A 12,746-nucleotide genomic window follows, 5' to 3' on the forward strand; every position below is an offset into this window, starting at 1 on the left:
GCCGACCTCGCCGAAACCCAGCGTCTCCTCAACATCCGCCCCCGCGCCGTCCTCGGCTTCCACACCCCATCTGAAACACTGAACTCACACATAGCGCGTGTTGCACTGACCACTTGAGACCGCCTGCCGGGTACCCCACATTCGCGCCAACTTGAAGCAAGGCTGCCCCTCGCCCGTGTCATCAAATTGGCGCGTCGGTTGGGAATGGATGCCCGATACCCCCCATTCGCGCAACTTGAAGGAGACAAGCGCTCGCCTCACTCTCACAACCCCGAAAACATGAGAGATCTCTCATGTAAGGGGTAGAGTGCTCAGCATCCGACGTGGGGATGTCGGCATGACCACTTCTGGGGGAATTATGACGATGCGTGCGCGCCTGTCCATGGCGGCCGGACTCTCTCTGATCGTGTCGCTGCTGGCTGTCGCGCCGTCGGCTTCTGCGGCACCGACACTCGCGTCCGATCTCCCGGGCCTGCTGCGGGTCGCCGCCGAGACGACCACGCCCAAGTACGATCGCAGCCGTTTCGAGCACTGGATCGATGCGGATCGGGACGGCTGCAACACGCGCTACGAAGTGCTCATCGAGGAGTCGACCAGCCCGGTGACCATCAGCGGCGGTTGCTCGCTGAGCGGTGGCACCTGGGTGTCGGCCCTTGACGGCGCCGTCGCCAACTCGCCGACCCAGGTCGAGATCGATCACCATGTCGCCCTCGCGGAGGCGTGGCGATCTGGCGCGTCGGCGTGGACGGATGCGCAGCGCCGCGACTTCGCCAATGACCTGGCGTATCCGTATGTGCTGAACGCGACTTCGTCGGCATCTAACCAGTCCAAGGCCGACAAGGACCCGGCCGAGTGGATGCCGACCAACTCGGCGTACCGCTGCGAGTATGCGACGAGCTGGGCGCTCGTGAAGTACCGGTGGTCACTCGCCGTCGACCCGGCGGAGCTCGCCGCACTCACAAACGAATTGAGCGGCGACTGCGGCGCCACGCCGGTGTCACTGTCGACGGTGGCTCTGAACCACTCCGCGCTTCCGACGACCCCCACCGTCACCACGCCTGCGGCAGGCATCACGCGACTCGCCGGCAGCGACCGGTACGCGACGGCCATCCAGGTCGCCCGCCAATACGCGCCGAACGTACCCGCCGTCTTCGTGGCCACCGGCGCGAACTTCCCTGACGCGCTGTCTGCCGCCGCTGCCGCGGCCCTGGTCGGCGGCCCGTTGCTGCTGACCCCCACGGCGGCGCTCCCCGAGTCCGTCGCCAGCGAGATCAAACGCCTGCGTCCCGCGAAGATCTACGTTCTCGGCGGCACCGGCGTCGTGTCGGCGAAGGTGGCCGGCGCCCTCAGCAGGATCGCGCCGACGACCCGCCTCGGCAAGCTCGACCGCTACACGACGGGTCTTCATATCGTCGATTCCCTGTTCACCTCGGCCGGAACGGCCTTCATCGCGACAGGTAGGTCCTTCCCCGACGCCCTCGCCGCCACCGGTGCTGCCGGTGCACTCGACGCCCCGGTGATCCTCGTCGACGGCGCGCGCTCGAGCGTCCCCACGGGAGTGCTGAACTCGCTCCGGCGGCTCGGCGTGACCGATATCGTGATCGCCGGCGGCACCGGCGCTGTCTCCGCCGGCATCCAGAACCAGCTCGCACGCTCGTACAGCGTGACGCGTTCGGGCGGCGCCGACCGCTACGAGACGGCCGCTCTGATCAACGCGCGGTTCTTCCCGACCGGCTCGTCCGACACCGCGTTCCTTGCCACTGCGCTCAATTTCCCCGACGCTCTCGCCGGTGCGGCGCTGGCCGGCACCGTCGGCGCACCGCTGTACGTCACCGCCCCGACGTGCGTCCCCGACTCGGTACGGCCCGACATCGCAGAGTTCGGCGCCTCGAAGACTCTGGTACTCGGCGGCACGAGCGTGGTCAGCGATGCCGCCGCGAAGAACATCGGGTGTCTCGCCTCCGCGGCCCCGACCGTGTCGGGAACGGCGAAGGTGGGCAGCACCCTCACCGCGCGCACGGGCGCGTGGACATCGGGGACGTCGTTCTCGTATCAGTGGTATGCGGGCCGTGCGGCGATCGCCGGCGCCACCGGGACATCACTGAAGCTCGGCACGGCGCAGGCAGGTAAGAAGATCAGCATCAAGGTCACCGGCCGCAAGTCCGGATACACGACCGTCTCCCGCACTTCGGCCGCCACCGCGCAAGTCGGCTATCCGACGCGTACGAGCCCGACGTCGAAGACCTGTCCGTCGTGGGCGCCCATCAAGGGCAACGCGAACTCGATGATCTACCACCTGCCGAGCGGTCGCTATTACGACCGCACCGTGCCCGAGGACTGCTTCCGCACGGAGTCCGCGGCCCGCGCCGCCGGCTACCGCGCCTCGAAGGTCTGACGTCGCGGGTGGGGTGACGCGCCCTTGCACCGCCCCACCTGACGCCTCGCGCGCTTCCCTGACTTGGCGCGTGTGTGGGGAATGGATGCTGAATACCCCACATTCACGCCAACTTGAAGCAGACTGCTCCACGCCCGCCTCGCCAACTTGGCGCGAATATGGGGAATGGATGCTGGATACCCCACATTCGCGCCAACTTGCGGCGGGCTGAGCACCCGACCACAACAGCACCCAGCATGCAGCGCGCCGCGCCCAGCACCCAGCGCGCCGGGCGCTCCGCCTACAGCGCCGGCACGGCGGCGGGCAGCCGGCCCTCGGCCTTGAGCGCGTCGGCCTCGGCCCAGGTCTTCGCCTCGACGTCGAACGCGCCGCGGTAGCGGGCGGCCGGATGCCGGTCGTTCAGGAGCGGGGCGCCGAACAGCTTCTGCCGCAGCGGTCCGGGAGCGTAGGCGGTCTGCGCAAGGCCGCGGTCCTGCAGCACGGGCACGATCTTCTCGGCGAACTCCTCGAAGGACCCGGGCAGCACCCAGTTGATGATGTTCAGGCCGTCGACACCGGCATCCTGCCACTGCTGGATCTGGTCGACGATCTGCTCGGGCGTGCCCACGATGCGGTTGCTGCGGGTGAGTCGGCCGGCGACGTCGGCGACGACCGGCTCCCGGTCGGTGATCGCCTTGCCGATGACCTCCTGGAACCCCTTGGCCGTGTTGGTGTCGATGTCCTTCAGCGGCGTGTCGGGCGGGTATACGCGGCCGGTCTTGTCGACCAGCGCGCTGTGCGCGAGGAACCCCTCGGCGCTCGACCAGCGGTCAAACTCCTCGGCCTTCTCCGCCGCCTCGATCGCGGTGTCGCCGATCACGAAGCTCAGCCCCTGGAAGAACTTGATGTCGCCGGGCTCGCGGCCGTATTCGACGGCCAGGCGGCGCGTCTCGTCGATCTGCCACTTCGCGACCTCGGGGGTGGGGGCGATGATGAACGTCGCTTCGGCGTTCGCGGCGGCGAACCGGCGCCCCGACCCCGACGACCCGGCCTGGAACAGCAGCGGCGTGCGCTGCGGCGACGGTGCCGGCAGGTGCGGCCCCTCGACGCGGTACCGCTCCGACTCGTGGAAGATCTTGTGGATCTTCGACACGTCGGCGTAGACGCCGTTCTCCTTGTCCTTCAGGACTGCGCCGTCGTCCCACGACCCCTCCCACAGCTTGTAGACGACGTCGACGTACTCCTGCGCCCACCGGTACCGCTCCGCGTGGTCGGTCAGCTGCGGCAGACCGAAGTTGCGGGCGCCGTTGTCCTGCGTACCGGTCACGATGTTCCAGGCGATGCGGCCGCGCGAGATGTGGTCGAGCGTCGAGACCTGGCGGGCGAAGTTGAACGGGTGGTTCTGCGCCACGTTCGAGGTCAGTGCGAGCCCGATGTCGGTCGTGGTGACCGCGAGCGCGCCCAGCAGCACCGTCGGGTCGTTGCTGGGGATCTGCAGCCCGTGCCGCGCGTACACGTCGATGTCGGCCTCGGCGTCGCCGTAGTGCCCCGTGACGTCGGCGAAGAACATGGCGTCGAACTTCGCCTCCTCGAGGGTGCGCGCCAGGTCGATCCACAGATTCACGTCTTCGAAGTCGACCTGGCGCGCGTCGGGGCGGCGCCAGTGGCCGTGCTGGATGTGGGAGTTCGTGTTCATCACGAACGCGTTCAGGTGCAGGGGGCGGATCTCGGTCATGTCATGCTCCGTTCGGGTGGGTCTCGAGCGTCGCCAGCGAGGCGACGAGTTCGCGGGTGTAGGGATGCTGCGGGCGCAGGAACACGTCGTCGGAAGCGCCGGCCTCGACGACGGCCCCGTCCTTCATGACCAGCACGCGGTCGCTCATGTGGTGGATGACACCGAGGTCATGCGAGATGAACAGGTAGCTCAGCCCGTGCGCGTCCTGCAGGTCGACCAGCAGATCGAGGATGCGGGCCTGCACCGACACGTCGAGGGCCGAGACCGCCTCATCGAGCACCACGATCTCCGGGGTGGATGCCAGTGCCCGCGCGATCGCGATGCGCTGACGCTGCCCGCCCGACAGGCGCAGCGGCAGCCGGCCGAGCAGGTCGGCCGGCAGCGCGACCTGGGCCAGCAACTCGCGCACGCGGCGTTCCCGCGCGCTCCGCGACAGGCCGGCGTCGGCCGGGATCGCGTCCAGCAGGATGCGTTCGGTCGTCCACCGCGGGTCGAACGAGCTCAGCGGGTCCTGGTAGACCACGGAGATGCGCGAGCGCAGGGCACGGCGCTGCCGGTCGGAGGCGGCCGACCAGGGGTGGCCGAGCAGCGTGACCTCACCGGCATCCACATGCTCGAGGGCCAGCGCGAGCCGCGCGGTGGTGCTCTTGCCCGAGCCGGACTCGCCGACGATGCCGAGTGTCTCGCCGCGGCGCAGCTCGAACGAGACGCGGTCGACCGCGCGGCGGGCGCGGCCGTCGGGGCCCGTGAAGTCCTTGATCAGGTCGCGTGCGACCAGTACAGGTGTGGTCGGCGTGGTGACGGAGCGGGCGGTCTCGCCCCCGCCGCGCACGGGAACCGACGGCGCCACCGCCAGCGGTGCGAGTCGCTCGCCGCGCGTGTGACTGCCGGGCACGGCGCTGATGAGCGCCTGGGTGTACGGGTGCGACGGCGCGGTCAGGACCGTCGCGGCCGGACCCTGTTCGACGACGACGCCGCCCTGCATGACGAGGATCTCATCGGCCAGCTGTGCCACGACGGCGAGGTCATGGCTGATGAGCACGATCGCGGTGCCACGCCGCTTGAGGTCGCCCAGCAGCGCGAGGACCTGTGCCTGCACGGTGACGTCCAAGGCGGTGGTCGGCTCGTCGGCGATCACGACCTCGGGGTCGCAGGCCACAGCCGAGGCGATGAGCGCGCGCTGCCGCAGCCCGCCCGACAGCTCGCCGGCGCGCTGACGGGCGCGCACCTCCGGCTCGGGCACGCCGACGCCGGCGAGCAGGTCGATCGTCTTGCGACGCCGGGCCGCGCGGTCGCGCCAGCCGTGCAGCCGCAGCGCTTCCTCGATCTCGGCACCCACGCGGCGCAGCGGGTCGAGCGAGACGAGGGCGTCCTGCTGGATGAACCCGATGCGGCGTCCGCGGATGCCACGCCACGAGCGCGCGGTTTGCGCGGTCAGGTCATCGGTCCCCAGCCGCAGTGCGTCGGCGGTGACCACGGCGCCGTCGCCGGTGAGCCCGGCGATCGTGCGGGCGGTGACGCTCTTGCCCGACCCCGACTCGCCGACGATCGCGACGCAGCGGCCGGCCGGCAGCGTGAACGAGACGCCGTCGACGATGGGACGCACGGTGCGCCCGCGGCGGAACCCCACCGTGAGGTTCTCGACATGCAGCCGCACGGCGGCGTCCACGCTCTGCGGTGCGGCCTGGGGCCGCTCGGTCACGAGTGTCATCGTCAGTCTCCGCTCTCGAGTCGCGTCTGGATGTGCTTGCCGAGCACGGTGGCCGACAGGGCCAGGGCGAGGATCACGAGCCCGGGGATGAAGGTGAGCCACGGCGCCTGCACGACGTACGGCCGCCCGGCGTCGAGCAGCGCACCCCACTCGGGCGACGGCGGCGCGACGCCGAGCCCCAGGAAGGACAGGCCCGAGGCCCACACGATCGACTGGCCGACGGACATGGTGAACAGCGCGATCAGCGGCCGCAGCGCGTTGGGCAGGATGTGCTGCCGGATGACCCGCCCTCGGCCGTGCCCGAGAGCGGTGGCCGCCTCCACGTAGCCGGCACCCCGCGCCGCGAGGATCTGACCGCGCACCATGCGGGCATATCCGGGCGCGGTGCCGAGCCCGACGGCGAGCACGCTCGTGGCGACGCCCGGCCCGAGGATCGCGACCACGAGCAGCGACAGCAGCAGCATGGGGAAGGCGAACAGCACCTCGATGAACCGGTTCACGATGGTGACCGTGACCCGGTCGGCGAGGGATGCCAGGGATCCCAGCAGGACCGCGAGGGTCAGCGACAGGGCCGCCGCGCCCAAGCCGATCGCGAGCGACAGGCCGGTGCCGTGCACGACCCGGCTGTACAGGTCGCGGCCGGCCTCGTCGGTGCCGAACCAGTGTGCGGCCGACGGCGGCTGCAGACCGGCGGTCAGGTCGACGACGAACGGGTCATGGGTGGCCAGCGTCGCCGGTGCGAGGGCGGCCAGCGCCAGCACCAGCAGTACGAACACCGAGGCCACGACGCTCGGCGCCCGGTGCGGGTGCAGACGCTGGGCCCAGCGGCGGGCGGCGGGGGTGGATGCCGCGGACTCCACGGATAGCGGCTGTTCACCCGACACGGTCGGATCGAGGGGTGTCAGGGTCATGAGATCTTCACTCTCGGGTCGATGAGGGTGTACCCGACGTCGACGAGCAGGTTCACGACGACGTAGGCGAAGGCGATGAGGACGACGACGCCTGTGACGACGGGAAGGTCGTGGGAGCTCACGGCATCCACGAGGGTCTTGCCGATACCGGGCCGGGAGAAGACGGACTCGACGATGACGGCGCCGGAGACCGTCGCGCCCAGGGCCCAGCCGGTGAGGGTGACGGCGGGGATCGACGCGTGCCGCAGCACGTGCCGCAGCCGGATCTGCACATCGCCCATGCCCCGCATGCGCGCGCTCAGGACGAACGGCTGCTCGAGCGTGCGCTCGAACTCCGTGCGCACGGCCTGTCCCATGAAGCCGGCGAGCGGCAGGGCGAGGGTGAGTGCGGGCAGCACCAGCGCGCTCGGCCCCGTGCCACCCATCACCGGGAACCAGCGCAGCTGGAAGGCGAACGCGATCAGCAGGAGGATGCCCAGCCAGTACTGCGGCAGGGCGGCCGTGACGGTGTCGAGCGCCGAACCGAGCGCACGCACCCGCGGGCCGCGTCCGGCGGTGAGGGTCACCCAGACGATCATGAGCACCCACGACAGCGCGATGGCGGCCACGGCGAGCACGAGGGTGGCCCCCAGCTGGTCGCCGATGACCTCCCACACCGGGCGGAACTCGGTGTAGGAGGTGCCGAGGTCGCCGCGGAGCAGTCCGGCCAGGTAGTCGAGGTACTGCGCGACCACAGGGGCGTCGAGCCCGAACTGTGCGTTGACGGGCGCGAGCTCCTCGGGCGTGCGCGCCTGGATCTGACCGGTGCGGATGTTCAGGATGGCGGTGGCGCGGTCGCCCGGCAGCGCGAGCTGGGCGAGGAAGGCGACCGTGGCGGTGCCCCACAGCACGACCACACCGCCGGCGACCTGCGAGAGCAGGCGACCGAGGCCCGCCGTGACGCGCGACCCCGTGGGCGCAGGGGTGCGGGCGTCAGCGGTCACGACCGGCGCCGCGACCTCACTCGACGAAGTACGCGTCATAGAACGTCGGCCCTCCCTGCGCGTGCTCCTGCCAGACGCCCTTCAAGCGGGGCGAAACTGCCAGTGTGCTGAGGCGGTCGTAGACCCCGAACGACAGCGCATGCTCGGCGATGTACTCCTGCGCCTGCGCGTAGGCGGCATGCTGGGCCGCTGCGTCGGGCGCGGAGTTGCCCTGCAGGATCAGCGCTTCCAGCTCGGCGCTGTCGTAGAAGGCGGCGTTGGAGTGGTTCGGGTTGTCCTCGGTGCTCGGCCGCCAGTTGATGTAGAGGATGCCTCCCGAGATCGACGTCCAGTACCCGACTGACAGATCGCGTTCCTCGGCCGTGGAGTAGGCGCCGGCGGCCGACTCGGAGGGCGAGACCGGCACGAGGTCGACCTTGAAGCCGGCCTGCTTCGCCTGCTGCTGCAGCGTCTGCAGGATCGCGCCGCCGTCGCCGTTGATGATGCGCCCGGCGGCGTAGGGCAGCACCACCTCGAGGGTCTGGCCGTCCTTGACGCGGTAGCCGTCGGCGTCGCGGGAGGTCCATCCGGCCGCGTCGAGCAGCCGGGCCGCTTCATCCGGGTCGTAGTCGTACCAGTCGGCGGCCTTCTGGCTGTAGCCCGGGGTGGTCTGGCTGACCGCGCCATTGCCCTCGTAGGGGATCACGCCCTGCCCGATCGTCTCGACGGCCGCCCGGCGGTCGAGGGCGTAGATGAAGGCCTTGCGCACGTTCTCGTCGGCGAACACACCGCGCGACGTCGTGAACGAGATCTGCTGCGGACGCCCGCCGGTGACGTACTTCTCGAGGGTGTAGCCGGCCGCATCGAGCCCGGCCCATTCCACGGCGGGGATGTCGTAGATCGCGTCCGCCTCCCCCGACTGCAGCGCAGCGACCCGGGTGATCGGCTCGGACACGAAGCGCCAGTCGACCTTCTCGACGTGGGCGGGCCCGGTGTGCAGCGCATTGGCCGGCCACGACCGGTAGTCGTCGTTGCGGGCAAGGATCACGTTCTGTCCGCGGTTCCACTCCTCGACGACGAACGCACCGGACCCGATCGGGGCGGCGCAGTTCTCCTCGTCGGTGCGGGTCTGCAGCGCCTGCGGCGATTGGATGCCGAAGTATCCCTGCGTGAGGTTGACGATGAAGTCGAGGTAGGGGCGCGACAGGGTGACCTCGACGGTGTGCTCGTCGATCGCGGTCGCCGACTCGTAGTAGCCACCGAGCCAGACCGCCGCCGTGCCGTTGCCGCCGGCTGCCCAGTAGTCGAAGTTGTAGGCGATCGCCTCGGCGTCGACGGGCGTGCCGTCCGTGAACTCGATGCCCTCCTTGAGCGTGATCGTGTAGGTCAGCCGGTCCTCGGACACCTGCCACGACTCGGCCAGCCACGGCACCGGCTGGCCGTTCTCGTCGAGCGAGAAGAGGCTGTCGAGCACCTGGTAGGAGATGTAGGCCTGCTCGATCCACCCGCCGTAGATGCAGTCGGGCTCCTGCTGGTGGGCGTACACGATCGTGCCGCCCTCCACCGGCTGCGCATTCCCCGCGGGCACCGCCGGGCCGGAGGCCGCGCAGCCGCTCACCATGAGCATCGCCGCAGCGCAGGCGGCGACCAGCGGGACGGTTCTCAGGGCGGTACGGGCAGTCATATCGGGCCTCTCGTCAGGGATGGACCCGGTCAGCCTGACACCGCGGCCGCGCCGTGCGCGCGGGCGGTTGTCGCGTGACGACTCCCCCGGTAACGCGCCGTCACATGCCGTCATCGACGGCCGCGGTGGGTCGCGGCGGAGCCGGCGGGGTATGCCGGGACGGAGCCGCCGGGTGCGAGCGTGACCAAGCCGCCGGGGTGCGGGCCGTGGCGGAGCCACCCGGAGGTATGCCGCGCGCGGCATCCACCCCTGCGTAGAGTCGCGAATACGGCGGTCGGCGCTGACCGTCACCATCCAGTGTGGCTCTCGGGTCGTTCTGACGACCTGAGGAGACCGCCATCAGCACCATCACCGCCCCCGCCTCGACGCTCGGTCCGATCCGGCAGACCTACGCCTCGTCGTTCCCCGCCATCGGCCGCGCCTACACCCAGGTCTCGAATGTCGCGAAGGAGACCGGGCTGCTGGCACGGACGCCGTGGTTCTACGCCCTCGTCGGCACCGCGATCGCACTCGGCATCGGGGGCTGCGTCGCCGGGTTCATCCTGCTGGGCGACAGCTGGTTCCAGCTGCTGATCGCCGGAGCCCTCGGCATCCTGTTCACCCAGGCAGCCTTCCTGGCGCACGAAGCGGCGCACCGCCAGATCCTGAAGACGGGACCGGGCAACGACCGGCTCGCCCGGATCCTCGGCTCCGCGGTCGTCGGGATGAGCTACTCGTGGTGGGATGCCAAGCACTCACGCCACCACGCCAACCCGAACCGCGTCGGCAAGGACCCCGACATCGAGATCGACACGATCTCGTTCCTCGACGAGGACGCCGCGAAGGCGCGTGGCCTGCAGCGCTGGATCACGCAGCGGCAGGGCTGGCTGTTCTTCCCGCTGCTGACGCTCGAGGGGCTGAACCTGCACTTCCTCGGCATCAAGTACCTCGTCACGACGCCGGGGGTCAAGGGCCGCTGGGCCGAGCTCGCGATGATCGTGGCGCGCCTGGCCGTGGTCATCGTGCCGGTGTTCCTGCTGCTGCCGCTGGGCATGGCATTCGCGTTCCTCGGCGTGCAGCTGGCCGTGTTCGGTGTGTACATGGGCGCGTCGTTCGCGCCGAATCACAAGGGCATGCCCATCATCGCGCCCGACGCCCGGCTCGACTTCTTCACCAAGCAGGTGCGCACCTCGCGCAACATCCGCGGCGGCTGGTGGGCCACGTGGCTCATGGGCGGCCTCAACTACCAGGTCGAGCACCACCTGTTCCCGAGCATGGCCCGCCCGCACCTGGCCAAGGCCCGCGAGATCGTCCGCGACTACTGCGCCAGCCTCGACGTGCCGTACACCGAGACGAGCCTGTGGCGGTCGTACGCGATCGTGGTCGACTACCTCAACCGCGTCGGCCTCGCCGCACGAGACCCCTTCGACTGCCCGATGGTCGGTCAGTACCGCCGCGTCTGAGTGCTCGACGGCGCCGGCTCCCAGCATCCACCTAACCCGCGTGGATAGCGTCGGGGCATGGACGCTTCGCGGGCTGTCTCCGTCGTCACCGACATGGGGCTGGAGACGTTCTCCCCCGAGCAGCTGCGCGCGATGCGCGACGAGTTCCAGCGGTTCCTGATGCGGTACCGGTTCGGACTCCGCGAGGTCGAGACCAAGCTCGGGATCCTGCGCGACGAGTTCCAGCTCGTGCACGACTACAACCCCATCGAGCACGTCTCGGGCCGGGTGAAGTCCGCCGACAGCCTCGTCGACAAGGTGGTCCGCAAGGGCATCCCGGCCGACTTCGCGTCGATCCGCGAGCACATCACCGACATCGCCGGCGTGCGCGTGACGTGCAGCTTCGCGACCGACGTGTACCGGCTGTTCGATCTGCTGACCCAGCAGGACGACATCACCGTCGTGCAGGTCAAGGACTACATCGCAGAGCCCAAGCCCAACGGCTACCAGAGCCTGCACGCGATCGTGCGGGTGCCGGTGTTCCTCTCGTCGGGCCGCGTCGACGTCACCGTCGAAGTGCAGTTCCGCACGATCGCGATGGACTTCTGGGCCAGCCTCGAGCACAAGATCTACTACAAGTACGACGGCGCCGTGCCCGAGGGGCTGCTGGCCGAGTTGAAGGATGCCGCGGACTCGGCCGCCGAGCTCGATGCCCGCATGGCGCGACTGCACGGCCAGCTGCACCCCGCGCCGAGCACGCGCCTGACCGCCGTGTGAGGCCGCGCCGCGGGTGTGGCCGCGCGGGTGTGGCCGCGCGGAGGTGGCGCCCCCCGCGAGCGGGCTCGCCCGCGCAAGTTGGCGCTAAAGGGGCTTATGAGGTGCTGATACCCCACATAAGGGCCAACTTCGGGGCGGGGGCCGGGGACAAGGGGGGCCGGCGACGAGTTGGCGCTAAACATTGGCGCCAATTTCCGGCGAGGGTCGGGAACAAAGGTGGCCGAGGGCCGCACGGCCGTGCAACGCGAAGCGGCGCCCGAGCCGAAACCCGGGCGTCGCGCGATCAGCGCGAGTGAAGGATGCTGGTTACCGGGCGCCGTCGCGTCCGGGCAGACGCATCCGCGACCGCGAACTGTACGCCGATCCGCGACCGAGTCAACCGCCTCCCCTGCCGCTCCACCGGTGTCTAGCCTCGCGGTATGGCTATCGAACTGAACCGTCCTGCCCTGGAGAACGCGCGCTCGCTCGTGCGTGACGGCAAGGTCGTGCGCGACGAACGCGACGACTGGTCGGAGGCCGCGCCGACGCCCGACGAGGAGAACAGTTTCATCGAAGAGCACGGCTGGACCGAGTTCTCCCACTGGCACCTCGGCATCGACAAGTCCGAGAACCGCGAGACGAAGCAGGCCTACTCGTTCCCGTTCGGCGACTTCCGCAAGGTTCGACGCTCCGGGGTCATCTCAGGAGAGAGTCGCGCTGGACAGTACGGCCACACCGAGATCCGCAACGAGCTGCGCAAGCTGCTCGAACTGATCGACGGGGAAGGGAAGAGATGAGCGTCGCTACCGGGGCTCTTGCCGCTCGTTCTTGATCAGGGCGCCCGCGGCGATGAACGCCACCGCGGCGGCGATCTGGGCCGCGGTCCACCACGGCCCGGAGAAGTCGAACGGGTACACCGGGTTCCACACGATCGCGACGGCGACGAACACGACCGTCCACCACCACTGACCCGCCTGCAGGGCGAACCACGCGACGATGAGCGCCAGGATCGCCACCACGAACCGGATCACGGTCGCGCCGACCCCGTCGGCGAACAGTGGCGACAGGAACAGTGCGATCGCTGCGAGAAGACCGGGGGCCAGCGCATTCCGCTGGAACGGAGCGGGCTGCTGTCGCGAGGAACTCATGACTCCAGTCTCGCGGATGCCGCGACCGGACAGCGCCGGCGAGC

Annotated in this window: 10 protein-coding genes; 4 read left to right on the top strand and 6 right to left on the bottom strand. The window is 69.9% G+C overall.

Annotation, left to right across the window (positions count from 1 at the left end; genetic code table 11):
• Nucleotides 1-364 precede the first annotated feature (364 nt).
• Nucleotides 365-2,395, top strand: a complete 2,031-nt coding sequence (locus ACQ143_RS04840) for a cell wall-binding repeat-containing protein (protein WP_449569596.1) — start codon at nucleotides 365-367, stop codon at nucleotides 2,393-2,395.
• A 280-nt stretch (nucleotides 2,396-2,675) separates the two neighbouring features.
• Here ACQ143_RS04840 and ACQ143_RS04845 read toward each other — a convergent pair whose 3' ends face one another.
• Genes ACQ143_RS04845 through ACQ143_RS04865 form a run of 5 tightly spaced genes read right to left on the bottom strand, consistent with a single transcriptional unit; the run spans nucleotide 2,676 to nucleotide 9,377 of the window.
• Nucleotides 2,676-4,109: an NtaA/DmoA family FMN-dependent monooxygenase gene (locus ACQ143_RS04845; protein ID WP_449569597.1), complete on the bottom strand. Its 1,434-nt coding sequence runs from the start codon at nucleotides 4,107-4,109 to the stop codon at nucleotides 2,676-2,678.
• A gap of 1 nt (nucleotide 4,110) precedes the next feature.
• Nucleotides 4,111-5,820, bottom strand: coding sequence for a dipeptide ABC transporter ATP-binding protein (locus ACQ143_RS04850; protein ID WP_449569598.1), 1,710 nt, complete (start codon nucleotides 5,818-5,820; stop codon nucleotides 4,111-4,113).
• A gap of 2 nt (nucleotides 5,821-5,822) precedes the next feature.
• Nucleotides 5,823-6,731 (bottom strand): ABC transporter permease, encoded by a 909-nt coding sequence (locus ACQ143_RS04855; RefSeq protein ID WP_449569599.1) that lies wholly within the window; start codon nucleotides 6,729-6,731, stop codon nucleotides 5,823-5,825.
• Nucleotides 6,728-7,714 carry an ABC transporter permease gene (locus tag ACQ143_RS04860; protein ID WP_449569600.1) on the bottom strand — a complete coding sequence of 329 codons (987 nt, stop codon included), beginning with the start codon at nucleotides 7,712-7,714 and terminating at the stop codon, nucleotides 6,728-6,730. The genes ACQ143_RS04855 and ACQ143_RS04860 overlap by 4 nt, the downstream gene beginning before the upstream one ends.
• Nucleotides 7,715-7,730: 16 nt before the next feature.
• The gene (locus ACQ143_RS04865; protein WP_449569601.1) at nucleotides 7,731-9,377 is read right to left on the bottom strand and encodes an ABC transporter substrate-binding protein; all 1,647 of its coding nucleotides are present in this window, start codon (nucleotides 9,375-9,377) and stop codon (nucleotides 7,731-7,733) included.
• A gap of 338 nt (nucleotides 9,378-9,715) precedes the next feature.
• Between ACQ143_RS04865 and ACQ143_RS04870 the strand changes: the two genes are divergently transcribed.
• From ACQ143_RS04870 to ACQ143_RS04880, 3 genes are all read left to right on the top strand, one after another.
• Nucleotides 9,716-10,819: a fatty acid desaturase family protein gene (locus ACQ143_RS04870; RefSeq protein ID WP_449570126.1), complete on the top strand. Its 1,104-nt coding sequence runs from the start codon at nucleotides 9,716-9,718 to the stop codon at nucleotides 10,817-10,819.
• A 57-nt stretch (nucleotides 10,820-10,876) separates the two neighbouring features.
• Nucleotides 10,877-11,575: a GTP pyrophosphokinase gene (locus ACQ143_RS04875; protein ID WP_449569602.1), complete on the top strand. Its 699-nt coding sequence runs from the start codon at nucleotides 10,877-10,879 to the stop codon at nucleotides 11,573-11,575.
• Between the two features lie 419 nt (nucleotides 11,576-11,994).
• Nucleotides 11,995-12,351, top strand: coding sequence for a hypothetical protein (locus ACQ143_RS04880; RefSeq protein WP_449569603.1), 357 nt, complete (start codon nucleotides 11,995-11,997; stop codon nucleotides 12,349-12,351).
• A gap of 6 nt (nucleotides 12,352-12,357) precedes the next feature.
• Here ACQ143_RS04880 and ACQ143_RS04885 read toward each other — a convergent pair whose 3' ends face one another.
• Nucleotides 12,358-12,702: a DUF6804 family protein gene (locus ACQ143_RS04885; protein ID WP_449569604.1), complete on the bottom strand. Its 345-nt coding sequence runs from the start codon at nucleotides 12,700-12,702 to the stop codon at nucleotides 12,358-12,360.
• Between the last annotated feature and the right edge of the window lie 44 nt (nucleotides 12,703-12,746).

The sequence above is a fragment of the Microbacterium pollutisoli genome, assembly GCF_053586795.1.